The 23,328-nt window shown below is 61.4% G+C and carries 21 protein-coding genes and 1 pseudogene; 9 read left to right on the top strand and 13 right to left on the bottom strand.

Annotation, left to right across the window (positions count from 1 at the left end; genetic code table 11):
- The first annotated feature begins 232 nt into the window (after positions 1-232).
- Positions 233-958 (top strand): sugar transferase, encoded by a 726-nt coding sequence (locus tag FFM53_RS18255; RefSeq protein WP_026158830.1) that lies wholly within the window; start codon positions 233-235, stop codon positions 956-958.
- Positions 959-1,173: 215 nt separating this feature from the next.
- Here the strand turns inward: FFM53_RS18255 and FFM53_RS18245 are convergent.
- Positions 1,174-2,019 (bottom strand): annotated as a pseudogene (locus tag FFM53_RS18245) (LuxR C-terminal-related transcriptional regulator).
- Positions 2,020-2,417: 398 nt separating this feature from the next.
- Here FFM53_RS18245 and sciP point away from each other — a divergent pair.
- Positions 2,418-2,693, top strand: coding sequence for a CtrA inhibitor SciP (gene sciP, locus FFM53_RS18240; RefSeq protein WP_007533628.1), 276 nt, complete (start codon positions 2,418-2,420; stop codon positions 2,691-2,693).
- A gap of 23 nt (positions 2,694-2,716) precedes the next feature.
- On the opposite strand, the gene FFM53_RS18235 is transcribed toward sciP, so the two are convergent.
- A complete protein-coding gene (locus FFM53_RS18235; protein ID WP_017961758.1) occupies positions 2,717-3,283 on the bottom strand; it encodes a paraquat-inducible protein A in 567 nt (188 codons plus the stop codon).
- A gap of 55 nt (positions 3,284-3,338) precedes the next feature.
- Here FFM53_RS18235 and FFM53_RS18230 point away from each other — a divergent pair, with 55 nt between their 5' ends.
- Entirely contained in the window at positions 3,339-3,617 is a 279-nt protein-coding gene (locus FFM53_RS18230; protein WP_138386789.1) for a GNAT family N-acetyltransferase, read from the top strand.
- A 206-nt stretch (positions 3,618-3,823) separates the two neighbouring features.
- Here FFM53_RS18230 and FFM53_RS18225 read toward each other — a convergent pair whose 3' ends face one another.
- Positions 3,824-4,174: a hypothetical protein gene (locus FFM53_RS18225; protein ID WP_003542353.1), complete on the bottom strand. Its 351-nt coding sequence runs from the start codon at positions 4,172-4,174 to the stop codon at positions 3,824-3,826.
- 436 nt (positions 4,175-4,610) lie between these two features.
- Between FFM53_RS18225 and ctrA the strand changes: the two genes are divergently transcribed.
- Positions 4,611-5,312, top strand: a complete 702-nt coding sequence (ctrA, locus tag FFM53_RS18220) for a response regulator transcription factor CtrA (protein WP_003542362.1) — start codon at positions 4,611-4,613, stop codon at positions 5,310-5,312.
- Positions 5,313-5,533: 221 nt separating this feature from the next.
- On the opposite strand, the gene FFM53_RS18215 is transcribed toward ctrA, so the two are convergent.
- Both FFM53_RS18215 and chpT read right to left on the bottom strand, forming a co-directional pair.
- Positions 5,534-5,896, bottom strand: a complete 363-nt coding sequence (locus FFM53_RS18215; protein ID WP_003542364.1) for a response regulator — start codon at positions 5,894-5,896, stop codon at positions 5,534-5,536.
- A 121-nt stretch (positions 5,897-6,017) separates the two neighbouring features.
- Positions 6,018-6,665 carry a histidine phosphotransferase ChpT gene (chpT, locus tag FFM53_RS18210; protein WP_003542366.1) on the bottom strand — a complete coding sequence of 216 codons (648 nt, stop codon included), beginning with the start codon at positions 6,663-6,665 and terminating at the stop codon, positions 6,018-6,020.
- Positions 6,666-6,859: 194 nt separating this feature from the next.
- Here chpT and FFM53_RS18205 point away from each other — a divergent pair, with 194 nt between their 5' ends.
- Together FFM53_RS18205 and FFM53_RS18200 are read left to right on the top strand one after the other, a co-directional pair.
- Positions 6,860-7,447, top strand: a complete 588-nt coding sequence (locus tag FFM53_RS18205; protein ID WP_003542368.1) for a DUF1134 domain-containing protein — start codon at positions 6,860-6,862, stop codon at positions 7,445-7,447.
- A gap of 116 nt (positions 7,448-7,563) precedes the next feature.
- Positions 7,564-8,727, top strand: a complete 1,164-nt coding sequence (locus FFM53_RS18200; RefSeq protein WP_138330191.1) for a coiled-coil domain-containing protein — start codon at positions 7,564-7,566, stop codon at positions 8,725-8,727.
- 74 nt (positions 8,728-8,801) lie between these two features.
- Here the strand turns inward: FFM53_RS18200 and FFM53_RS18195 are convergent, their stop codons facing one another.
- Together FFM53_RS18195 and FFM53_RS18190 are read right to left on the bottom strand one after the other, a co-directional pair.
- Complete coding sequence (locus FFM53_RS18195; RefSeq protein WP_138330190.1) at positions 8,802-9,626, bottom strand: TrmH family RNA methyltransferase; 825 nt, start codon at positions 9,624-9,626, stop codon at positions 8,802-8,804.
- A gap of 7 nt (positions 9,627-9,633) precedes the next feature.
- Positions 9,634-10,020: a hypothetical protein gene (locus tag FFM53_RS18190; protein WP_003542374.1), complete on the bottom strand. Its 387-nt coding sequence runs from the start codon at positions 10,018-10,020 to the stop codon at positions 9,634-9,636.
- A gap of 42 nt (positions 10,021-10,062) precedes the next feature.
- Between FFM53_RS18190 and FFM53_RS18185 the strand changes: the two genes are divergently transcribed.
- On the top strand, positions 10,063-11,088 hold the full coding sequence (locus tag FFM53_RS18185; protein ID WP_138386788.1) for an RluA family pseudouridine synthase: 1,026 nt from the start codon (positions 10,063-10,065) through the stop codon (positions 11,086-11,088).
- Between the two features lie 190 nt (positions 11,089-11,278).
- Positions 11,279-12,187, top strand: a complete 909-nt coding sequence (rpoH, locus tag FFM53_RS18180) for an RNA polymerase sigma factor RpoH (protein WP_003542378.1) — start codon at positions 11,279-11,281, stop codon at positions 12,185-12,187.
- A gap of 106 nt (positions 12,188-12,293) precedes the next feature.
- Here rpoH and FFM53_RS18175 read toward each other — a convergent pair whose 3' ends face one another.
- Together FFM53_RS18175 and FFM53_RS18170 are read right to left on the bottom strand one after the other, a co-directional pair.
- Entirely contained in the window at positions 12,294-14,861 is a 2,568-nt protein-coding gene (locus FFM53_RS18175; RefSeq protein WP_138386787.1) for a hypothetical protein, read from the bottom strand.
- 60 nt (positions 14,862-14,921) lie between these two features.
- Complete coding sequence (locus FFM53_RS18170) at positions 14,922-16,220, bottom strand: adenylosuccinate synthase (protein WP_138386786.1); 1,299 nt, start codon at positions 16,218-16,220, stop codon at positions 14,922-14,924.
- A 191-nt stretch (positions 16,221-16,411) separates the two neighbouring features.
- On the opposite strand from FFM53_RS18170, the gene FFM53_RS18165 reads away from it, so the two are divergent.
- Positions 16,412-17,329: a DMT family transporter gene (locus tag FFM53_RS18165; RefSeq protein WP_138386785.1), complete on the top strand. Its 918-nt coding sequence runs from the start codon at positions 16,412-16,414 to the stop codon at positions 17,327-17,329.
- A gap of 25 nt (positions 17,330-17,354) precedes the next feature.
- Here FFM53_RS18165 and FFM53_RS18160 read toward each other — a convergent pair whose 3' ends face one another.
- From FFM53_RS18160 to FFM53_RS18145, 4 genes are all read right to left on the bottom strand, one after another.
- Positions 17,355-18,203 (bottom strand): GNAT family N-acetyltransferase, encoded by an 849-nt coding sequence (locus FFM53_RS18160; protein WP_138386784.1) that lies wholly within the window; start codon positions 18,201-18,203, stop codon positions 17,355-17,357.
- Positions 18,204-18,562: 359 nt separating this feature from the next.
- Positions 18,563-20,386, bottom strand: a complete 1,824-nt coding sequence (locus tag FFM53_RS18155; protein ID WP_138386783.1) for a putative bifunctional diguanylate cyclase/phosphodiesterase — start codon at positions 20,384-20,386, stop codon at positions 18,563-18,565.
- 131 nt (positions 20,387-20,517) lie between these two features.
- On the bottom strand, positions 20,518-22,302 hold the full coding sequence (locus FFM53_RS18150) for an IlvD/Edd family dehydratase (protein ID WP_138386782.1): 1,785 nt from the start codon (positions 22,300-22,302) through the stop codon (positions 20,518-20,520).
- On the bottom strand, positions 22,299-23,210 hold the full coding sequence (locus FFM53_RS18145) for an NAD(P)-dependent oxidoreductase (RefSeq protein ID WP_138386781.1): 912 nt from the start codon (positions 23,208-23,210) through the stop codon (positions 22,299-22,301). Before FFM53_RS18145 ends, FFM53_RS18150 begins: the two co-directional genes overlap by 4 nt.
- Positions 23,211-23,328 lie beyond the last annotated feature (118 nt).

Below are 23,328 nucleotides of genomic sequence, written 5' to 3'. Positions count from 1 at the left end.
TAGAAACTTTGACAAAATTTCAATTATTAACGAAATATCATGAGCTTGCCTCAACTTAACGCAAATGCGAAAGATTTGCTGCGATGCGATATTTCTCTGGACACCATTACACAATTGTCGCATTTTTCCGTTTTAGTAGGGTTACCAAGACCTAAGTGCAGCCCTGGTGACAGGGTTAACCATTGATCGCCTATTGCCGCCGCGCCCCCTCGAAGACAACAGAGTACGATCCTTGAGCATCACGGAATTAAACAACAGCATTTCGACAGAGTCCTTCCGGCCGAGCCGCCGCCAGCAGCCGAGCCTGAAGATCCAGACCCCTGTTATCCACAGCGATGCGCCGCAGGCGCCGTTGGTGGATCTGGTCCTGAAGCGGGCGTTCGACATTGTTTCGTCGTTGAGCGCCCTCCTCGTCCTCGCCCCTTTCCTTCTGTTCGTCGCCCTGCTGATCAAGATCGACAGCCCAGGGCCGGTGCTCTTCAAGCAGACCCGCTGGGGCAAGAACTGCAAGGCCATCAAGGTCTACAAGTTCCGTTCCATGCGCACCGACCTCTGCGACGTCTCCGGCGTTGCCCAGACGGTGATGAATGATCCGCGCGTCACTCGCGTCGGTGCCATTCTGCGCCGCACGAATGTCGATGAGTTGCCGCAGCTGCTGAACGTACTGCTGGGCCACATGTCGGTCGTCGGCCCGCGCTGCCATGCGATCGGCATGCGCGCCGGCGGCGTGCTCTACGAAGAGCTCGTACCGGAATACCATCAGCGCCATGCGATGCGCCCCGGCATGACGGGTCTTGCCCAGATGCGCGGCCTGCGCGGTCCGACCGATCGTCCGGCCAAGGCGCGCGCCCGCATCGCCAGCGATCTCTACTACGTCGGGAATTTTTCGATCTTGATGGACATGCGCATCATTTTCGGAACCGTCGTGTCGGAGCTGACCCGCGGAAAAGGCTTCTAAAGCGCGTCGCGATCTTTCAGATTCGCTCCTCGCGCTTTAGTCTTTGTTTTTGCGCATGTCGCACAAAAAGCGATGCACATTTTGTGCGACATGCTTCCCAGCTTTAGCTTTGTGAGAAAGGGCCGGCTGCCCTATGCATGTCGCCCAAAAGTGTGCAGCGGTTTTGGGAAACCGACATGCATAAAACAAAGACCTAAAGCGCGATGCGACGCGCTTTAGAGCAGCCGGTACCGGAATGCTCTGGCGACCGCCTGCAGGCGGCTGACCGAATCGAGCTTGCGCATCGCGCTCTTCAGATAACCCGCCACCGTATGCGACGAGAGATCGAGAATGATCGCGATCTCGTCGCTGCTTTTGCCGGCCGCGGACTACAGCGCCGCGGGTCTTTTTAGACGCGCAAAGGAGGCTGTAGCACTTTGAATTGCTGCCCGATTCCTTAAATCGATTCCGATTTAAGGAATCGGGCAGCGTCGCAGGCATTCGGTTTCGCGCCGGGTGAGCGTCTCCAACGGGCCATCCTCCACGCTCCTGCTACGCGAAACCTTGTCCCGAAGCTCCATGCAGCCGTAGAGCAGCGCCATCGCCTGCTCTCGAGTGGGCATAGGACAGCCGCCAGAGAAGGCGAAGATGTATTGTTTCAGGTCAGCGTCGTGCAGCGTGAAGGCGAAGCTATTCTTCAGCCCATGCATCTGAAAGAGCACGTTGAGTTTGCGGTTTTCCTGATTGGCGGCGCTGCCCGCAAACCACCCCTCCTCGCAGAAGATCGGCACGATCGTCCGCTTCATCGCGGTCACCAGTCTGCTGCAATAGAAGAGATCGGCAGCCTCGTAAAAGCCGACAAGGCTTTGCGGCCAATTGCTGATCAACCGGTTTTCGGTGAAAGCCATGCGGTCGCCCCGCGGGAAAGCCGAGAGTAGATAGAAATCGAAGCCCGCAAGCTTCGCCATCGCGTCGAGCCGTTCCTTGCCGTCGTCGGCCGAAACCCCGGTGCCATCGGCCTGCGAAGGCGAAAATGCAGCATCCTCAGCGCAGTCGCCGACTGCGCGCTCACGTCTTTTCAACTTCATATCCTCGTATGGCCAGCTTCGGCTCGGCCTCGCTGCGGGCGGCGAAACGTTCGCGCCGGGGCATCAGCAAAGACGGTTTCTGCCCGCATCCCGAGGATACGAAGCATCAAAAACACGGACTGGACTGATACAGCGGGAAGAACGGAGACGAAGTCTTGCGCTCATTCTTATGTTGCAGCCCTTATAAAATCGTCCCAGGAAATCAGCTAATATTTATTCCCCATGGCTCCCATGCAGGCGCTACAAATTGACGTAGCGGCAGGCAGCCGCCCCCATCACCGGCCAGGGCGGGCGTCTAAATTTGTTATCAAAGTCTTACGATGGGTTTAGGCAATTTTTAAATGTGGCAGGCTAGAGTGGGGCTCGTGGTCTTGCGTTGTGTAGAGAGTCCAATGACCGAAATGATACGTCCCCGAGTAAAATATGTCATCGGCCCCGATGGCAGCCCCCTGACGATCGCGGATCTTCCGCCGCCCAATACGCGGCGCTGGGTGATTCGCCGGAAGGCAGAGGTTGTCGCGGCTGTCCGCGGTGGCTTGTTGAGCTTGGAAGAGGCCTGCGAGCGTTACACGCTCACGGTCGAAGAATTCCTGTCCTGGCAGTCGTCGATCAACAGCCACGGTCTTGCCGGCCTGCGCACCACGCGCATTCAGCAATATCGTCACTGATCACACCCCAGCATTGACGACATTTATTTCGGGCCGGACGCATCTCCCATGAGGGAATGAAGAAGGCCCGAAATCATTGACGAGGCCGCGTAGCACCAGAGGCCGGGCTGCGTGAAGGCATCCGCCAGCCCCGTCGTCTTCGCCGCCGCAATGACGATCGCGACGAGCAGCACATCCATCATCGACCACTTGGACAGATGCGGTACGACGCGACGATAGAACAGGCTGCCGGCCCCACCCCCGGCGGCCGTCGCTTCTGCGGTGATCCCCATCGCCTCCACGGTGATGCCGATCATCTTCAGAAACGGGAGCAGGATCGAAACCAGGGCGACGATTGCCGCCAGCAGCCCGTCCCCGCCTTGCCAAAGCGAGACGATGATTTCGATGAGCGACGGCGTTTCGTCGAAGAAATACAGCGTCTCGAAACGGACCAGCGGCAAGACGAGGCCGAGCGCCAGGAAGAACGGCGCAGCCACGAGAAGCACGGGGCGAGCCATCGAAAGCGCACTCATTGCCCTGAACCTCTCATCGATCCGACATTTTGCATGAACACTCTGTCTCCTGCCCGTATTGCCTCCACGGCTTGGCACGACCGCGCCGCCATGTCACGGTCCGCTACGACAATATCGGTTATGAGGAAAGACAATGGACATTCGAAGTGAGGAAGGCGTCTCCGGCGGCCGCTATGCGGCCGAGGTCGAAGGGCACGAGGCGGAGATGACCTATTCACGCACATCGCCGAAGCTGGTCATCATCGATCACACGGCCGTTCCCGATGCGCTGCGCGGCAAAGGTGTCGGCCAGGCACTGGCGCTCCACGCCGTAGAGGCAGCCCGCACCGGCGGCCGGAAGATCTTCCCGCTCTGCCCATTTTTCAAGGCGCAGGCGCAACGCCATCCGGAATGGAAGGATGTCGTGAATTAATGCATGTCGCCCAAAAACGCACAGCGGGTTTTGGGACAAGGACATGCATAAGACAAATCGTCCCCGCGGGGGACGAATCTCGTTTCGCATGGGAGCGACGCCATAAGGCAAACACCAAAAGCCATGTATAACGGACAGCGCGCCCATCATACATGGCTTCTCAGTGGCGATCCCAGGGCGCCGAAGCCGGCACCCAGCCGTTTCTGTTACGCCCTTGCTCTGGCGCCGCCGTCACGCTCTTCCAGCGCTGTGGCCCTTGCATATTCCGCCTGCATCTCCTCGAGCGCCATTTCCAGCGTCTCTTCCTGCATCTTCAGTTCCTTGATCGAAACCTGCAGGTTGTCGGCCCGCTGACGCGCGGCCTTGGCGAAGGTCGGATAAGCAAAGTGATTCGGGTCGGAAATACCGGACTTCTTTTCCTCGACGACGATCTGGCTCTCCAGATCCTTCGTCATCCGTTCGAATTCGGACATCATCATCTGCAACTGCTGCAACTGACGTCGTTTTTCGTTCACCTGAAATTCCTTCAGGCGAACGAGACTTTCTCGCGACTTCATACGCATTACTCCCGTGATGCGAGACCCCGGCTCAACTTGAAACTGCCCTGCGCGCCGCTTTGACACGGTTTGCTAAAAAATTTCCCGCGATATTAACAAATACCTACCGCTGGTAACCTTTCGTTTACGGGCATCGTTAATGATAGGCCCGATGATTTAAGGGTCGGTAAATGCCGAGGCATGAAGTTCGAACCTTTTCATTGGCGAGTCGGATGAATCACTTAGCGCTGTTTCCTAATGTTAAAGTTGAGGAGCACCTTTTTGAGATTCTTATTGGAAAACAGAGAAATGGAAAAATTGTTTAATAAATTCGATACTCCTTGCCAGAGTGAATTAGAATTTGTTAACCATTTCGTGGCAGCTTTCAAATCACGTAGCGTGTTCGGTATCGTGTAGGGGGCCAGACCACCTTTCGGCGGCGGTAAAGGGGATAATTATGCGGGTACTTCTAATCGAGGATGACAGCGCGACAGCGCAGAGCATCGAGTTGATGCTTAAATCAGAGAGTTTTAATGTTTATACCACCGATCTCGGTGAAGAAGGCGTCGATCTGGGCAAGCTGTATGATTATGATATCATCCTTCTCGATCTGAACCTGCCCGACATGTCCGGATATGAAGTGCTTCGCACTCTCCGGCTGTCCAAGGTCAAGACGCCCATCCTTATTCTGTCGGGCATGGCCGGCATCGAAGACAAGGTTCGCGGCCTCGGTTTCGGCGCTGACGACTACATGACCAAGCCGTTCCACAAGGACGAGCTCGTCGCCCGCATCCACGCCATCGTCCGCCGCTCCAAGGGACACGCCCAGTCGGTCATCATGACCGGCGAGTTGATCGTCAACCTCGATGCCAAGACGGTCGAAGTCGGCGGCCAGCGCGTCCACCTGACGGGCAAGGAATATCAGATGCTGGAGCTGCTTTCGCTCCGCAAGGGCACCACCCTCACCAAGGAAATGTTCCTGAACCACCTCTATGGCGGCATGGACGAGCCGGAACTGAAGATCATCGACGTCTTCATCTGCAAGCTCCGCAAGAAGCTCGCCAACGCTGCCGGCGGCGCCAACTACATCGAGACCGTCTGGGGCCGTGGTTACGTTCTTCGCGAGCCGGACGGTGCCGAATACGCCGAAACCGCCTGATATTTTTTTCCGATCCCCCTTATCGGATAAACGAAGATCCCGCCTTTTCGGCGGGATTTTTCGTTTCTGCCTGCGCAATAAGAATCCGCCCTCACCTCAGGCCGGATCGACCTGAAATCCGCTGTTCTTTCGATCTAGGAAATAGCGTGGGGCGGCCGAAACCGCTTGCACGCGGCATCATGCTCCGGTGGTGCCGATATCGGTGGAAAGAGATCTGCCCGTCAGGCGGCGATCGCGCGATTTCCGAAAACGGCAGTCAGGATCTTGCGATCGAACGGCTTCAGCAGGAAGTCGGTGGCACCGGCCCGTTTGCCTGCCATCAGTTTCTTCAGATCCGCCTCGACGACGCAGTAATAGATCTTGACCTCTTTGCCGCCCTCCATGGCACGGATGGCAGCGATGAGGTCGAGGGCGCCTTCCATGCCGGAATCGACGATCAGATATTCCGGCAGCTCCGCCTGGCAGCGCTGCAGCGCCTCGCCGGCGTTGGAGGCCTCGCTGACGAGAAAGTCGAGTTCGGAGAGAATGCGCTTGCCAACCTTGCGGACGATGTCCGAATTATCGGTGATCATGAACCTTTGCATGGTCGCTCCTTTGCCCCCGCATTCGTCGCAGCAAGAGGCCTCTTACAACCCTGGAGAATAGGTCCATCAGGCTAAAGAATCGTTACCGGACGGGGCGCCGACACAGGTCCGCGCCCCGAAATCAGGCTGCCGCAGCCACTGCCGTGAACACCAGTTCGTCGGCGCTGGCGCTGTGATCAAGCGTCATTCCGCACTCCTGCGCCAGAAGCACGGTGTAATAGGGCTGGATCGAATGGGCGTCGATCGCCTCCTCGATAGTGCCGGTCGATATCTCGACGAACTTCGGCGGCAGGCGCATCAGTTTGCCTTTGGACGTGAGCTTGAACTTCGCATCGAACTCGGGATTTTCGAGCGTTACCTCGAGCACGCCGCCGCGCGGAATGGCGGAATAGGCAACGAGGAAGAGGTTGAGCAGCAGCTTGACACGGTTCTTGGCGACGATGGCGCGCGGTCCGTTCCAGATCACCTCGGTCTTTTTTTCGGCGACGGCGAAATCCTTGGCTGCACGCTCGGCCTCGCCGGTGTCGATCGAGGCGCCGACGGAGCCCGACGCGCCGAAGGCGAGACGTGCGAATTTCAGGCGGACGGAAGCATTGAGCGCGCTGGTGCGGATCAGGTCCATCGCATCGGCATCGGCGCCGCCTTCATCCAGGAGCTCCAGCCCGTTATTGATCGCGCCGACCGGCGAGATGACATCGTGGCAAACGCGGCTGCAAAGAAGCGCGGCCAGATCCGGGCCGGACAGGGTGAGATTGGGGTTCTTGGACATCATTGTCTCCTGATGGGCGGCAATTTCATTGCGCCCGGAATATGCTTCATCAAAATTGCGCGAAGTTTGCGATCGTACTCGGTGCCATAATGACACCATATTTGGTAAACCGATTGTTAAGATCATCGGCGCAAAATGCACCAATCGCCGCGAGCGGTTGCCCGCTCTTAGCCAAACGACGAACGGATGACACCATGCGCCCTCAATTTCCGCACCGATTCATCGGCTTCTGCAGGTTACTTTCGGCCCTCATCTTCTCCTCGCTGATGGTTGCCGGGCCGGCTGCCGCCCAGGACAACGGCCAGTACACGATGCAGGAAATCGTCGACGCCGGCCACTCCTTCTTCGGCTCCGCCAGCGGCGGACTTGCCAAAGTGGTCGAGAGTGCCTTCCAGAAATACGGCCTGCCGAACGGCTATATCCTCGGACAGGAAGGCGGCGGCGCCTTCATCGCCGGCCTTACCTATGGCGAAGGCCAGCTGAACACCAAGAACGCCGGCGAACATAATCTCTACTGGCAAGGCCCCTCGCTCGGCCTCGATTACGGCGGCCAGGGCTCGCGCGTGATGATGCTGGTCTACGACCTGCCCTCCGTCAACGGCATCTATGCCCGCTTCGGCGGTGTCAGCGGCTCGGCCTATGTGATCGCCGGCTTCGGCATGACGCTGCTCAAGAACAACGACGTGCTGGTCGTGCCGATCCGCACCGGCGTCGGTGCTCGCCTCGGCGTCAATGTCGGCTATCTCAAGATCACCCAGGCGCCGACCTGGAACCCCTTCTGAGGCCTCAAAGCCGCTGGAATCTGCCGCCGTCCCCACCGGCGGCCTTGCCATGCGCGTCACGCGTGCTTAATCATCGCGGCTGACCTCGTATCAACCTTCTTACCGATGGCCGCGCCGTGATCGAATATGCTCTCTTGTTCGGATTGGGCTTCCTGACCGCGGCCTTCCTCGTCTTTCTGGTCTCGCCCGCCGTTCACCGCCGCATCGTCTGGTATACCGAGAACCGGCTGAAAGCGACGATGCCGCTGAGCCCGCAGGAGGTCCGCGCCCAGAAAGACATGGTGCGCGCGCTCTATGCCGCCGAAAACGCCCGCACCACCCAGGACCTTCTGCGTGAGCGCGAGAAATCCCTGTCGTTCCAGCTTCGCCACGACGCCCTCGCCGTCGATGCCGGCAGGCTTGCCGCCGAGATCGGCGAATTGCAGGCCCAGATCGGCGAGATGCATGTCGAGGCGGCCGACCAGCGCTCGCATCTGCGCAAGGACGAGAACTATATCAGCCAGTTGAAGACCAATCTGCATATTGCCGAGCAGTCCGCTGCCAACAAGGAGAGCGAACTGGCGACGATGCGGACGCGGCTGAGCAAGCTCGGTGAACAGGCCGATGGGCTGAGAATAGACCTGGCCGCACGCGAGACCGAGGCGGAGAGCCTGAAATTCCGCGTCAACGCGCTGCGCGACGAACGCGACACGCTGCGCCAGGACGTCAGCCTGCTGCAGAAGCGCGCCAAGGATGCCGAACAGAAACTGACGCAGCAGCAGCATATGGTGATCCGCCTGGAGGACAAGGCCGCTCGCGATAGCGCTTCCGCCACCGAAAAGGAAAACCTGGTCGCTCGCCGCCAGCAGGAGATCGCCAGGTTGAAGGAGCAGTTGAAGGCCGCCAACGCCGAGATCCGTAAGGTCAACCGGGTGCTGCGCGACGCCGGCCTTGCCGGGATGGCCGCGGAGCTGCCGGCGGAAATTACGGAAGACACGACCGCGTCCGCGCTCGACACCGCTGTCGTCACGGCTGAGATGGGCGAGGATGTCCGCAAACGCAGCGCCGCCCTGGCCGAGCGCCTGCAAAAGGCAAAGGCCGTAGCCGGACGCGATGGTGCGATCCGCGAGGAGATCGCCTCGATCGCCGCCAATATGGTGGCGCTGACCGCCCTGAACGAGGGTCCCTCCTCGCCGATCCGCACGCTCCTCGTCGAAGCTGCGGAAAAGAACCCGAACGATCGTGTCAGCCTTGCCGACAGGGCAACCGCGATCCTCGCCGATCCCCCGAGCGTCCGATAGGACGCGCGGCGCGCCATTATGTTTGAATTGACACAGAACCTAGAAAATCGATTCCGATTTGAGAGGGATATGCGTTAGACCCGGCCCATCGCCGAGGCCATGGAAAACAGCGCGATCCCCGTCGCCGTCGCAGCATTGAGGCTGTCGAGTTCCTCCGACTGTGGAATGCGCGCGCTCTGGAATCGCGCAAGCAGCGCCTCCGGCAACCCCTCGCCCTCGGTCCCGACGACGAGCGCCATGCGCGTCGAGGCCGGAATGGCGCGGATATCGGTCTTGCCGTGCGGTGAAAGCGTCCAGATGGCAAAGCTCCGTTCGGCAAGCGCCAGGAGCACATCCAGCGCCTTGCCGCCGCGGCGGTGCGGAACGCTCAGCACCGAACCGACCGAGACGCGCAGCGCCTTGCGGTAGAGTGGATCACAGGAGGTTTCGTCGAGCAGCACTGCATCCGCCCGGAAGGCGGCCGCATTGCGGAACATCGAGCCGGCATTGTCATGATTGGAAATGCCGCAGCCGACGAGCACCAGCGCCCGTTCCGGCAGTGCGTCGAGAAGTGCCGCCTCCCCGCGATCCTGTCGCCGGCCAAGCGCGAGAACGCCGCGATGCAGATGGAAACCGACGACGCCGTCGAGCACATCCGCCCCGGCGACATAGACCGGCACATCGGCCGGAAACCGCTCCAGGATGGGCAGCACGCCCTCGACGCGGTTGCGCAGCAGCAGGATCTTCTCGGCGAAAAAGCCGCGGCCTGCCGCATGCGCCTCGGCGAGCATGCGCAGCACGACGGTGCCCTCGGCGATGAAGCGGCTCTCTCGCCCCGTCAGGTCGCGCTCGCGGATCTCGCGGAATTCAGCGACGCGCGGATCGTCGGCGCTGTCGATGTCGATCGGGACGGCGGCCATGCCGGCCTCAATTGCCCGTAACAGTGACGTCGGCGACGGTGCGGCCGGTCCTGAGATCGTAGACCAGCGCCTTGTTCTTGCCCTCGACCGTTTCGCCGTAGAACAGAAGCTGCCCAGCTGAAAACGAAGTGGACTGCACCTTGAAGCCGAGCGGCAGGGAAACGGTTGCCGCAAGCGGCGCATCCGAAGGTACGCCGGAGGCGGTAACAGCGGACGCCGTCTCCTTCGGCTCGCTGTGCATCACCTTGTAGACAACCGCGCCGAAGACCGCCATAAGGCTCACGAACATGATGGCGCCGGAGACGATCTGCAGGCGGACCATCTTGCGCCGGACACTTTCCATCGCCGGATCAAGGGGCTTCTCTTCCTGGTCGTCTGGCTCGATTGCTGTCATCTGTGCGTCCCGTTCTAAAAAATACGTCGGAGAAGAAGCGTCTTGAGCGACCCCTTTAAACAAGCAGCCGGCAATAGAAAAGTCCTGACCGCCGATGAAACTGCCGAAGGCCGGCTGGACTCCTGGCTGACGGCGCAGGTCGGCGAGGAATTTTCGCGCAGCCGCATCAAGGCGCTGATCAAGGACGGCCAGGTTTTTCTGCGCGGCGAACCCGTCACCGACCCGCAGCGCAAGGTGCGCACCGGCGACAGTTTCGAACTCACGCTGCCCGAGCCGGAAGACCCGACGCCGCAGGGCGAGGATATCCCGCTGGATATCCTCCATGAGGACGACGACGTCATCGTTATCTCCAAGCCTTCCGGTCTCGTCGTCCATCCCGGCGCCGGCAACTGGACGGGGACGCTGGTCAACGCGCTGATCCACCATTGCAGCGATACGCTCTCCGGCATCGGCGGCGTGCGCCGCCCCGGCATCGTCCACCGTCTCGACAAGGATACGACGGGCGTCATGGTCGTCGCCAAGAACGACATTGCCCATCGCCACCTGTCGCTGCAATTTGCCGACCATGGCCGCACCACGCCGCTGGAGCGGGCCTATCAGGCAATCGTCTGGGGCCGGCCCCGCACGCTGTCGGGCACGGTCGACGCGCCGCTTGGCCGCGCCACCGGCGACCGCACGCGCCGCGCCGTCAAACGCCCCGACAGTCAGGACGCCGACGAGGCGATCACGCACTACCAGGTGATCGAGCGCTTCCATGAGAAGCCGGACGCGACCGCGTTCGCCTCGCTGGTCGAGTGCCACCTCGAAACCGGGCGCACCCACCAGATCCGTGTCCACATGGCCCATATCGGCCATCCGCTGCTCGGCGACACGGTTTACGGCGCCGGCTTCAAGACCAAGGCCAATCTCCTCCCCGAAGAGATCCGCAATGTCGTCAACGGTTTCGGCCGGCAGGCGCTGCATGCCTTCATGCTGCAATTCGAGCATCCTCGCACCGGCGAAATCATGCATTTCGAGGTGCCGCTGCCGGATGATATGGTCGAACTGGTCGATGCGCTGCGGCGATAAAGCCGGGCTCCGAATGCCGCCTACCCAACTCACACCTGCGTGAGCGGCACCTTGAACCGCCGTTTCGCCACACTTATCTGTATATTGACTTAGTGCGGGCTCGCAGTAGAGCCGCACGTCCCGGTTTGCCTTTTTTAACGCGAGGATGCGTTTCCATCGGGAACCGGAATTCACTTTAGGAGGGTGCACTATGGCCCGAAATACCTTGCCGTCCATTACCGCCGGTGAAGCCGGTCTCAATCGTTACCTCGACGAAATCCGCAAGTTCCCGATGCTGGAGCCGCAGCAGGAATACATGCTCGCCAAGCGTTATGCCGAGCATGGTGACCGCGATGCCGCCCACAAGCTCGTCACCAGCCACCTTCGCCTCGTAGCGAAGATCGCGATGGGTTATCGCGGCTACGGCCTGCCGATCGGCGAAGTCGTCTCCGAAGGCAATGTCGGCCTGATGCAGGCCGTCAAGAAGTTCGATGCCGAGCGCGGCTTCCGTCTCGCAACCTACGCCATGTGGTGGATCAAGGCCTCGATCCAGGAATATATCCTGCGTTCGTGGTCGCTGGTGAAGATGGGCACGACCGCCAACCAGAAGCGGCTGTTCTTCAACCTGCGCCGGCTGAAAGGCCGCATCCAGGCAATCGATGACGGCGACCTGAAGCCGGAGCACGTCTCGGAGATCGCCACCAAGCTGAACGTCTCGGAGGAGGAGGTCATTTCGATGAACCGCCGCCTCTCCGGCGACGCCTCGCTGAACGCGCCGATCAAGGCAGCCGAAGGTGACGGCGGCCAATGGCAGGATTGGCTGGTGGATGACCATGACAGCCAGGAAGACGTGCTGATCGAACAGGACGAGCTCGACACCCGCCGGCGCATGCTGGCGAAAGCGATGAGCGTGCTGAACGAGCGCGAACGTCGCATCTTCGAGGCTCGCCGCCTTGCCGAGGATCCAGTGACCCTGGAAGACCTTTCGACTGAATTCGATATCAGCCGCGAACGCGTTCGCCAGATCGAGGTCCGCGCCTTCGAAAAGGTGCAGGACGCCGTCCGCAAGGAAGCCCTGGAACGCGCGAAGGCCGTCCGGGTCGTCGAAGCCACGGCATAAACCCCTCGCGTGATACAATTGAAGAAGGCGGGTCCTTGCGGCCCGCCTTTTGTTTTTCATTCATCTTTGTCTGCAGCCTCGGCACCGCGCCAAGATCGGGAAACCGTCACTGGCTCGTCGACACATCTCCGAGCGCAGTCCATTCCTTGATCGCGGTATTAAAGGCGTCCGTTCCCGTACCGCCCTTTTCCATCGTCAGCAGCGCGCGGCGGCCGTTGCGGTAGGTGATCGGTATATCGATCCAGTTGCGGGTCGACATCAGGTCGAGATTGGCCTTGCGCGCATCGGGGTAGTCGTTGAGCGCGATCATGTGGAAATCGTCGGTGATCTTGGCCGGAACCGCGATCAGCGCGTCACCGCGGTCCTGCTCCGTGCGCTTCATCGAGATGCGCTGGACGCTGTCGATGCTGCCGCCTTCGAAATTCGGCGGCACTGAGAAGACGATCTCGACGAGATGGCTTGCCGGCAGCGACGGATCGGAATTGCGCTTGAAGGTCACGAGAGCCGAGAGATTGCGCTCGGGAACCGTGACATTGCCCTGCACCGTCGCCTCCTGCCGGCCATCCTGGCCGGCCTCGTGCTGCACGCTCCAGACGACTGATCCCTCGATCGCCGTCGGCGAGCTCTGGCCGATGCGCTCCTCATAGAGGAACATCTTTTGCGACGAACCGACGGGCGCGGTCTGCGGCGGCGATGCCACCGGGCCGTTCGGCGTCCGCGTGTCGGCGGGTGCCGCATCGCCCTGCGCGCTGGCAGGCGGCGTATCGGCTGCCGCAACATTCTGTTCGGCGACCGATTTTCCTTCCGCGGTCGGCGTTCCCGGCACCGTCGCCGGTCCGCTGTCGACCTCGGTTCCATCGGTCAGCAGCCGCTGGGTGAATTTCGAATTGGCCGCAGCGCCGTCATTGTTCACTGACGCTACTTGCGGGTTCGGGTTCGGGTTCGGCTGCGCCGGCGCCGCTGGAGTATTCTGCGCTCCTGGTGTGGTTGGCTGGGCTGGCGTCACCGCGCTCGGCTGGGCAGGCGTCGTCGTCGAGCCGTCCGGTGGGGTTGCCGCCTCGTTCCTGGTCGCCTGCGACGGTGCCGAGCTGACGAGCCCGTCGACCATCGCCACCAGTGCCTCTCTGTTCGTCCAGCCGGCATAGGCGCCGCCACCGATCAGGATGAGTGCGAAGATGAGCGTGATCACGGTGCCGATGCCGAAGCGGCGGCGCTTCGGCTCCATACGGAAGCTCTTGCCCTGCAACTTGGAGGCGACAATCTGATCGATATCCATCGACGGATTGGCGTCATCGTCATCAGCGGCGACAGAGCCGCGGCGGTCGTAGCCGCGCAGCGCCTTCGCCTCTCGCCAGTCCTCGCTCGGCGCGCCGCTAGCAGGCGCTGGCTTGCCGTTGTGCACTTCCGCGAAGATATCTACATCGTCGAAATGAGAGGCAACCGGCGTCTTCTTATTGTTGCCGGCCTCGATCGGCGGCAGATCGTCGAAGGCAGCCGTCTCCCAGGAAAAACTTTCCTTGGCAGCCGGCATGACGGCGGCGGGTGCCACTTTTTCGAGGCTCGATATCACCTCCTCGAAGGCGCGCGCCGAGGCGTCGGCAGTAATCGGCGCCTGCGCCGTCTCCGAATATTGCCGGAGTTCCTCTTCCGCCCATTCGGTCTCCGCATCCTTGGGCGCCGGAGCCGGCGTTTCGGCAACGGGCTCGGTCCAGACGGGGTCGAAATGCGCCGCAGCTTCGGCCTGCAACGGCTCCTCGCGGCTGTGCTCGACGAACTCCTGCGGACGATCGAAATCGGCGACCGGCTCCACCAGGCGGTTGGATGCGTGGTCTATGCCGCGGGTGATCGGCTGCAACGGCTCGACGGGCTCGTAGGCCTCCTCGGCCTCCGGCTCCTCGCTTTCCACGGCCGCAGGTTCGTCCGCGACCTCGTCGGCTTCCAGGGGATGCTGCTCGTCGGCACGGTCTTCGGCGGCTTGCTCGTCGCGATGCTCGGAGGCTGGCGCTTCCCAGCCATCATATTCGGCCGGCACGTCTTCGGCAGCGACGTCGCGCGCCTCGCTGGCATGCCATTCCTCGGCTGGCGCTTCCTCCTCATGCGAGGGATGCCAGTATGTCTCGGCCGGACCGGATGTTTCCGGCGAAACCGGTGTCTCCGCGGGAACAGGGGTTTCCGCCGGAACAGGGGTTTCCGCGGGAACAGGGTTTTCCGCGGAAACGATCGTTTCCTGGGAAAGAGGCTCCTCGGAAGCGACCTCTTCCTCAGCTTCCTCCGGCGCGGCGGCTTCCACGTGATCGGGCTCGTCGGCGGCCTCAGCGGCCTGCGGTTCCGCATAGGCTTCGTAAACCGGTTCCTCGACAGCCGTCTCCGCCGCTGGCGCCGGTTCGCTTTCGTCGGGAACCGCTTGTTCTTCGAAGGATTCCGCCGCGGCGACGGCCGCAACCGGCTCATCGAGCGGCATCGCCTCGGAGTGTTCGCCTTCCACTTCGCGGATGGCAGCCTCGAGCTTTTCGAGCTGGCGTTGCAGCATGGCTTCCGGCGGACGCGGCTTCATGTTCTCGAGCTGCCGCTGCACTGCGCCGCGGGCACGTTCGTAGACTTTCACCCGCATCTCGGGGGTATTTTCAGCCAGGCCGTCGACGGCCCGCCGAATGACTGCAATAAAATCCGCCATCAGTACTTTCTCAAGAAGTCCGGCACTCTACCGAACCATCCTCCACAGTGACCCGTGAGCTTAATCCTCAAACGGATCGGTCACAAGTATCGTGTCATCCCGCTCCGGGCTGGTGGAAAGGAGCGCGACTGGTGCCCCGATCAGCTCTTCGACCTGGCGAACATATTTGATCGCCTGTGCCGGCAGATCCGCCCAACTGCGGGCTCCGACGGTCGATTCCTTCCATCCCTCCAGGGTGACGTAGATCGGTTCGACCCTAGCTTGCGCTCCCTGGCTTGCGGGAAGATGATCAATCTGTTCGCCGTCGAGCATATAGCCGACGCAGATCTTCAATTCCTCGAGACCGTCGAGCACGTCGAGCTTGGTGAGCGCGATGCCCGTGATGCCGTTGGTGGCGACCGACTGGCGTACGAGTGCCGCGTCGAACCAGCCGCAACGGCGCTTACGGCCCGTCACCGTGCCGAATTCATGACCCTTCTCGCCGAGGAACTGACCGATTTCATCCGTTAGTTCGGTCGGGAACGGGCCTTCGCCGACACGCGTCGTATAGGCCTTGGTAATGCCCAGGATATAGCCGAGAGAACCCGGACCCATGCCCGAACCGGCAGCGGCCTGGCCGGCGACTGTGTTGGACGAGGTCACGAAGGGATAGGTGCCGTGATCGATATCGAGCAGGCTGCCCTGCGCACCTTCGAAAAGGATGCGGGCGCCCTTGCGGCGCTCCTTGTCGAGGAAAAGCCAGACCGTATCGCGGAAGGGCAGCACGCGGTCGGCGATCGAGGTCAGCTCGTCCATGATCGTCTGGTGGCTGACTTCGGCAACGCCGAGGCCGCGGCGAAGCGCATTGTGATGCGTCAGAATACGGTCGACCTTGCCGGAAAGACTCTCGAGATCGGCAAGATCCATGACGCGGATGGCGCGGCGGCCGACCTTGTCTTCATAGGCCGGGCCAATGCCGCGGCGCGTCGTGCCGATCTTGGTGCCGCTGTTCGACGCCGCATCCTCGCGCATCGCGTCGAGCTCGCGGTGCAGAGAAAGAATGAGCGTCGCATTGTCTGCAATGCGCAGATTGTCAGGCGTGACCGTCACGCCCTGCGCCTCCAGCCGGCCGATCTCGGCGATCAGCGCATGCGGATCGACGACGACACCGTTGCCGATGACGGCCATCTTGCCCGGGCGCACGACGCCGGACGGCAGCAGCGAGAGCTTATAGCTCGTGCCGTCGATGACGAGCGTATGGCCGGCATTGTGTCCGCCCTGATAGCGCACAACGATATCCGCACGCTCCGAAAGCCAGTCGACAATCTTGCCCTTGCCTTCGTCACCCCATTGCGAACCGACCACGACTACGTTCGTCATCCAACTCTTCCTGTTACCGGCGCGGAACCGCGCACCTGCTCAAACCCGCGCATCTATAAAGCTTTGTTTTTTGGAAAGCGACCCTGTTGTCACAGCAGATTGGGCTTTTTACGTGACAAATCAGCAGCCGACAGGCTATTTCCCGTCACAAAACGCCGCTCGGCGATCGCGGAAAGACGGGAAGAACGCTCTTGCAAGCCACGGCCTATATCTGTCTCGTTATCGCCACCCTCTGCTGGGGCGGCAACTCCGTCGCCGGCAAACTCGCGCTCGGGCATATCAGTCCGATGATGCTGACCTTCCTGCGCTGGTTCCTCGCCGTGGCAATGATCGCCGTAATTTCAGTACCGCAGTTGCGGAAGGACTGGCCGGTAGTCAGGAAGAACCTGCCGCTGCTCCTCTTCTATGGCGTCATCGGCTACACCCTTTTCAACGCTATGCTTTACTCGGCCGTGCAATATACGACGGCGATCAACGTCGCCATCGAGCAGGCCGGCATTCCGATGCTGATCTTCCTGCTGAATTTCATGTTCTTCCGTACCGGCATCTCGCTGGCGCAATGTCTCGGTTTCGGCATGACGCTGATCGGCGTCGCCCTGACGGCCGCTCATGGCGACCTCGCAACGCTGCTGCAACTCAGCCTCAACCGCGGCGACGGGCTGATGCTGATCGCCATTGCCGCCTATTCGGTCTACACGATCTTCCTGCGCTGGAAGCCGCCGCTCGACTGGCGCACGCTGATGGCGGTCCCGGCGCTCGGCGCCATGCTGACCTCGCTGCCGCTGCTCCTCTGGGAGGCCGGCCGGGGTGCCGCGCAGTGGCCGGACCAGGCAGGCTGGGTCATCACTCTCTACACGGCGATCTTCCCGTCGCTGGTGGCGCAAATCCTCTATATCAAAGGCGTCGTGGCAATCGGCGCCAACCGCGCCGGCCTCTTCATCAATCTCGTGCCGGTGTTCGGAACGCTGCTTTCCGTCGCCCTGATCGGCGAGAGACTGCAGTCCTTCCATGTGATCGCACTGGTGCTGACCTTGGGCGGCATCGCGATCGCCGAAAAGGGCCGTCCGAAAGCTTCGTCGCCGACCGTGCCCGCCTCACCCGTGGATTAAAACCTTTTCCTGGTCAGGAAAGGCTTTAACCAAGCTCCAGCGTCGTCACGCCGAAGACGTGCTTCAGCGGAATGGCCGGCGCCGGCCCGCGATACATGCGTGTCGTCTCGAATACCGGTTGAAGGCCGATACCTTCGGCAAGCGCGACCGCCTCGTGGTTCTCTGCGGGAATGTCGATGAAGACCGCGGCCCCTTTTGCCTCGGGGATCAATTCGGCAAGCAGCGCCGCGGCGCTGTCGGCATCGTTGGCAAAAAGCGGGCCGATCTTGTAGCCCTCGTAGCAGCGGCGGATCGTGCCGTAACCGCGGATCTTGTGGCTCTTGCGCACCACCGCCGAACGACGGCCCTTGCGGGCGGTGCACCAGGCAGCGAGAAAGGCATCCCGCGACTGCGGAAAGATCGCCGAATCATATCGCTGCAGGCCTTCGAGGCGTGAATCCAGCACCGGCTGCGCGACAAGCGTCGAGACCGGCAAGGAAGTAGCGACACCGCCGTAACGAATGGTGGAATAGGCGGGTTCGAAGCCGGCCTTGCGGTAGTTGTCCTGCTGCGCGGCGACGCCATCGAGACCGATGGTGCGATCTCCCACGCTGGCGATGCCCGCCGCCCAGATCGCCTTGCCGTAACCCTTGCCGCGAAAATCGGGATGGACGATGTAGAGGCCCAGGAAGGCGAACATATCGCCATATTTGACGACCGAGATCGAGCCGACGGGGACTTCACCGATGGAGCCGACGAAAAATCCCGACGGATCGGCCTCGTTGAATGCAAGCGAATCGTCGAGACCAGGGTTCCAGCCTTCCTGACGCGCCCATTCGAGCACGAGTTCCAGTTCGCCGGGCCGCATCGAACGAACGGCAAATTCCGAATTCATGCAACTTTCCCAGATTGAATGTCCCGCAAGTCCATCCCGGCAACGGCAAAGCAATTGTCAGGCCCCAGCCCCCGATTGCACCTGCGAACGATGGAGAGCCGCGCTCATCGACTTGACGACGCGTATAATCATTTTTCGATGCAATACAGAAAGCCTTCGTTTCCGCATTACCATGAAACAATGCCGTTGCAAGCTCAAGAAAATTACTTGCGCCTCAATTATCTTCCAGCCGGTGCGAATAAAAAGCCGCGTCGAAAAGATACCGCCTGCCAATTTGAAAGACGAGAGAAGCATTCGTCCGAAATCACCTCCGCAACGCGGCAAAAAACCGGGAGCGACGACCGTCGCCCGCGGAAGGATCACCGGCCGTTCAGCATCGCGGTCTTCTGCTTTTCGATTCGGCTCGTCGGCGATGAGAAAAGACGCTCTGTCTCGGCCGCCGGTGCGGGATAACCGAACGCATAACCCTGCAGACCGTCGCAGCCGAGCTGCGCCAGCACGACGGCATGCGCCTCGGTCTCGATGCCCTCGGCGATCACCTCGACATCGAGTGCCTTGGCGATTTCCACGATCGACCCCACCACGCGCCGCTGCTCGGCGGAGCTGACGACCTCGGTGACGAGCTGCCGGTCGATCTTCAGCCGCTTCGGCCGCAGCTTGACGAGACCGATGAGCGAAGCATGGCCCGATCCGAAGTCGTCGATCTCGATGTCGATGCCCATCTGTTTGATATCGCCGATATGATCGAGCAGTTTTTCGTCGCTGTCGTCGAGGAAAATCGTCTCAACCAGTTCGAAGACGATCGCGCCGGGCGGGATATCGAGTTTCCTCAGCTTGTCGAGCAACGCCGGATCGGCAAGGCGGGACGCCGAGATATTGACGGCGATGCGCGGAACCGCAAGGCCGCGCAACAGCCAGAACAACCGGTCTTCGAGAACGCTTTTGAGGATCGCCGCGTCGATCTCCGCCGCAAGCCCGTGCTCGTCGGCGATCTTCAGGAATACCCCCGGAGCAAGCACGCCCTTTTCGGGGTGTTTCCAGCGCGCCAGCGCCTCGAAGCCGATGACCTCCCGGGTCCGGGCGTCGAGCTGCACCTGATAATAGGGAAGTATCTCACCGCGCTCCAGCCCGAGCTTCAGCTCTTCGGCGAGGCGACGCTTGGAGCGCAGATCCTCCTGCAATTGCCGCGTGAAGAATTCGACACGGCTGCGCCCGAGCTTCTTGGCCTGGTAAAGCGCCAAATCGGATTCGGCAAGCAGGTTGCGCGCCCGCCGATCGCCGCTCCAGGAAACGCCGATCGAGGCGCCGGATTGCAGCATCTCCTGGCCGAAGCGGATCTTCTTCCGCAGCCGACGCTGGAGGTCTTCGGTGATCAGCTTCAGCTCAGTGAGATCGGTGAAATTGACCAGCACGATGACGAATTCATCGCCACCGACGCGGGCGACCACGCCATTTGCAGGAATGGCGGCGGTGATTCGAAGTGCTGCGGCCCTGAGAACGGCGTCGCCTGCCGCATGACCGTGGCTGTCGTTGATCTGCTTGAACTGGTCGAGGTCGAGATGCAGCACGCCAAGCGTCGTGATGCTCTTGTCGGCCGGCAACTCCGCCAGCCGCTTGTCGAGAAGGCGCCGGTTCGGCAAGCCGGTGAGATAGTCATGATCGGCGACATGCTCGATGCGAGCATTGCTTTCTTCCAGCGCCAGCGCCCTCGCCTCGGCCACCACCTTTTGCCGCGCGAGTTCCGCGTTGAGCAGGACGTCGGCCGTCACATCCCATTCGGCGCCGATGAAGGAGGGCAGACCCTCCGCATCGACATAGAAATGCGCGCGCGAACGCAAATGGCGGATTTCACCGCTCGGCAGCACGATCCGAAATTGTGAATTATAGGCGCCGCGTGTCGTTATCGCCTGCTCGAAGTCGCGTTCGGCCCGCTCGCGATCATCGGGATGGATGGCATTCGACCAAAGCGATGCCGGCACCAGCCGGCAGGTTTCGCCGGTCTCGTAGAGACGATGCATCTGCGCATCCCACAAGATCCCGTCCTGCTCGATGCTGTGCTCCCAGACACCGATCCGGGATGCATCGAGAGCGAGTTCGAGCCGACGCAGAAGATCCTGAAACTCGTGTTCGGATCGTGTGGCTTTTTTCTCTGGCAACGCGGTCCCAGCCTTAGAAGCTTGCATTACGGCAATATGGTCTCAAGCCGGCATTAATGAAGCCTTGTCCTGACGACCGAACTAATGACTAGGTGAACTGTTCGTTACGACTTTCCCCTTTTGGATCAAAGGACTTGCAGTCTGCAGCACCTTCAAGATCAGTGGTTGTGCCGCGGCGGGGTTTTTGCGATCTGGCGGAATTCCGCCGCTCCCTCCAGCACCGCTCCGTCCGACAATTGCGTCACCGAGCGGCGGTAGATCTGCTGCCATGGCGTCGCATCCGCCGGCACTGGCGGGATGCCGTCGCCCTTGCGCCGTTCGATCTCGGCGTCCTCGACCAGCATGTCGCAGCGCCCGTGGTTGAAGTCGATGCGGATGATATCGCCGGTACGAAGCCAGGCGAGGCCGCCTCCGGCGGCACTTTCCGGCGAGGCATTGAGGATCGAGGGACTGTCCGCCGTGCCCGACTGGCGGCCGTCGCCGATCGTCGGCAGGCTGCGGATGCCGCGCTTCAGGAGATGATCCGGCGGCTGCATGTTGACGACCTCAGCCGAACCCGGCCAGCCGATCGGCCCGGCGCCGCGGATGGCGAGGATGGTATTTTCGTCGATACCGAGTTCGGGATCGTTGATGCGCTTGTGATAGTCCTCGGAACCGTCGAAAACCACCGCTTTGCCCTCGAAGACACCTTCGTGCCCGGGTTCCTCAAGGTAGCGCCGGCGAAAATCCTCCGAGACCACGCTCATCTTCATGATCGCGAAATCGAAGAGATTGCCTTTGAGAACGAGGAAGCCCGCCCGCTCTTTCAGCGGCTCGGCGAACGGCTTGATAACCTCGCGGTCGCGCGCTTCCTTGCCCTCTAGGTTCTCGGCCATCGTCCTGCCCGTCACCGTGCGACAGTTGCCGTCGAGCTTTCCGGCCTGCAGCAGTTCCCACATGATCGCCGGCGTGCCGCCGGCACGATGAAAGCGCTCGCCGAGATAGGCGCCCGCCGGCTGGACATTGGCCAGCAGCGGGATATCGAAGCCATGCACCTGCCAGTCGTCGGGATAGAGTTCGACGCCAGCGTGCTTCGCCATCGCGGCCAGATGCGGCTGCGCGTTGGTCGAGCCGCCGATCGCCGAATTGGTGCGGATCGCATTCAGGAAAGCCTCGCGCGTCAGGATATCCGACGGCTTCAGATCCTCGAACACGATTTCGACGGCGCGTCGCCCGGTGCGGTAGGCCATCTGGCCGCGTTCGCGGTAAGCGGCCGGAATGGCGCCACAGCCGGTCAGCGAAAGGCCGAGTGCCTCGGCCAGCGCATTCATCGTCGAAGCGGTGCCCATCGTATTGCAGTGGCCGACGGAAGGCGCAGAATCGAGCGCCGCCTGCAGGAATTCCTCCCGATCGATCTCGCCTGCTGCATATTTCCGCCGCATCCGCCAGATCACCGTGCCGGAGCCCGCCAGCTCCCCCTCGTGCCAGCCGTCGAGCATCGGGCCGCCGGAGAGCACGATCGCCGGGATATCGACCGTCGAAGCCGCCATGATCGCCGAAGGCGTGGTCTTGTCGCAGCCGGTGGTCAGCACGACGCCGTCAAGTGGATAGCCGTAGAGGATTTCGACGAGGCCGAGATAGGCGAGATTGCGGTCGAGTGCGGCTGTCGGGCGTTTGCAATTCTCGAAGATCGGATGTGTCGGAAACTCGATCGGAATGCCGCCGGCATCGCGAATGCCGTCCCGCACGCGCTTGGCAAGCTCGACATGCACCCTGTTGCAGGGCGTAAGATCGCTGCCGCTCTGGGCAATTCCGATGATCGGCTTGCCGGAGCGCAGCTCTTCCGGCGTGATGCCGTAATTCATGAAGCGCTCGAGATAGAGCGCTGCCATGTCGATATGATCGGGATTGTCGAACCAGTCCTGCGAACGCAGGCGCCGCTTCGGCGAATGGTTGTCCGTCACTTCTTTCCTCCCGGCCGGGCATTCTTCTCTTCGAGATGGAGGAGCAGGCCGCTATGATCCTTTTCGCCATTGCCATTGGCGACGAATTCGCTGAATTCGGCATGCACCGCCGCAGTCAGCGGCAGTGTCAACGACAGGGTATTGGCTGTCTCCATGGCGGCGTTCAGATCCTTCAACTGGTTGCTGGACGAACCGCCTGGCGTAAACTGCCGCTCGACCATGCGCTTGCCGTGCAGTTCAAGGATACGGCTCTCTGCAAAGCCGCCGCGAATGGCGTCCCGGAAGGCCGCCTGCGAGCCGCCGCCCGCTTCGATCAGCATCATCGCTTCGGCGACGGCGCCGATCGTCACCGCAACGATCTGCTGGTTGGCAAGCTTGGCGAGCTGGCCCGCCCCGCTTGGACCGACGCGGGTCACGCGCCCCATCGGCGCAAAGACATCTGCAAGCCCGTCGACCACGTCCTTGTCACCGCCCGCCATGATCGCAAGCGTACCCGCTGCCGCCCCGACGACACCGCCTGATACCGGCGCATCGACATGATGGATGTCGCGGTCGGCAAGCCTCGCCGAATGGTCGCGGGCGAAATGCGGGGCGATCGAACTCATGTCGATGACGGTTGTGCCAGGCGTCATCGCATCGGCCGCTCCGCGGTCGAACAACACGTCCTTCACCGCCTCGGCGTTGGTGAGCATAGTGATGACGACGTCGGCACCCGAAACGGCATCCACCGGTGTTTTAGCGCAGATCGCGCCGTCTCCCGCAAGCGCCTCGGCCTTGCCGGCATCGCGATTCCAGACGGTGACGGCAAAGCCCGCGCCAAGCAGCCGGCGAGCCATCGGCGCGCCCATCAGGCCGGTGCCGAGAAAGGCGATCCGCCTGCCGTCATGACCTTCTCTCGAACTCGTCATTCAGTCCTCCCAACTCTTGTCCGTCTTTGATAGTCCCCCCGCCCATCGTTGCAAACCGTTTTGACCGACGTAACGCATTTTTGTGGAACACCCTGAAAACGATACGGGCGAGAACCGA

It is taken from the genome of Rhizobium indicum, assembly GCF_005862305.2.
Classification (GTDB): Bacteria; Pseudomonadota; Alphaproteobacteria; order Rhizobiales; family Rhizobiaceae; genus Rhizobium; species Rhizobium indicum.
Note: the sequence above shows the minus strand (reverse complement) of the source record. Positions and strands in the feature narration are given on the sequence as shown.

Bases quoted from the DNA above. Each gene is read 5' to 3' on its own strand.
- FFM53_RS18155 (WP_138386783.1), bottom strand. From the start codon at position 20,386: ATGCAAGCTTCTAAGGCTGGGACCGCGTTGCCAGAGAAAAAAGCCACA.
- FFM53_RS18205 (WP_003542368.1), top strand. From the start codon at position 6,860: ATGCGCCCTCAATTTCCGCACCGATTCATCGGCTTCTGCAGGTTACTT.
- FFM53_RS18175 (WP_138386787.1), bottom strand. From the start codon at position 14,861: ATGGCGGATTTTATTGCAGTCATTCGGCGGGCCGTCGACGGCCTGGCT.
- FFM53_RS18145 (WP_138386781.1), bottom strand. From the start codon at position 23,210: ATGACGAGTTCGAGAGAAGGTCATGACGGCAGGCGGATCGCCTTTCTC.
- rpoH (WP_003542378.1), top strand. From the start codon at position 11,279: ATGGCCCGAAATACCTTGCCGTCCATTACCGCCGGTGAAGCCGGTCTC.
- FFM53_RS18215 (WP_003542364.1), bottom strand. From the start codon at position 5,896: ATGCAAAGGTTCATGATCACCGATAATTCGGACATCGTCCGCAAGGTT.
- sciP (WP_007533628.1), top strand. From the start codon at position 2,418: ATGACCGAAATGATACGTCCCCGAGTAAAATATGTCATCGGCCCCGAT.
- FFM53_RS18190 (WP_003542374.1), bottom strand. From the start codon at position 10,020: ATGACAGCAATCGAGCCAGACGACCAGGAAGAGAAGCCCCTTGATCCG.
- chpT (WP_003542366.1), bottom strand. From the start codon at position 6,665: ATGTCCAAGAACCCCAATCTCACCCTGTCCGGCCCGGATCTGGCCGCG.
- FFM53_RS18195 (WP_138330190.1), bottom strand. From the start codon at position 9,626: ATGGCCGCCGTCCCGATCGACATCGACAGCGCCGACGATCCGCGCGTC.
- FFM53_RS18160 (WP_138386784.1), bottom strand. From the start codon at position 18,203: ATGAATTCGGAATTTGCCGTTCGTTCGATGCGGCCCGGCGAACTGGAA.
- FFM53_RS18170 (WP_138386786.1), bottom strand. From the start codon at position 16,220: ATGACGAACGTAGTCGTGGTCGGTTCGCAATGGGGTGACGAAGGCAAG.
- FFM53_RS18230 (WP_138386789.1), top strand. From the start codon at position 3,339: ATGGACATTCGAAGTGAGGAAGGCGTCTCCGGCGGCCGCTATGCGGCC.
- FFM53_RS18225 (WP_003542353.1), bottom strand. From the start codon at position 4,174: ATGAAGTCGCGAGAAAGTCTCGTTCGCCTGAAGGAATTTCAGGTGAAC.
- ctrA (WP_003542362.1), top strand. From the start codon at position 4,611: ATGCGGGTACTTCTAATCGAGGATGACAGCGCGACAGCGCAGAGCATC.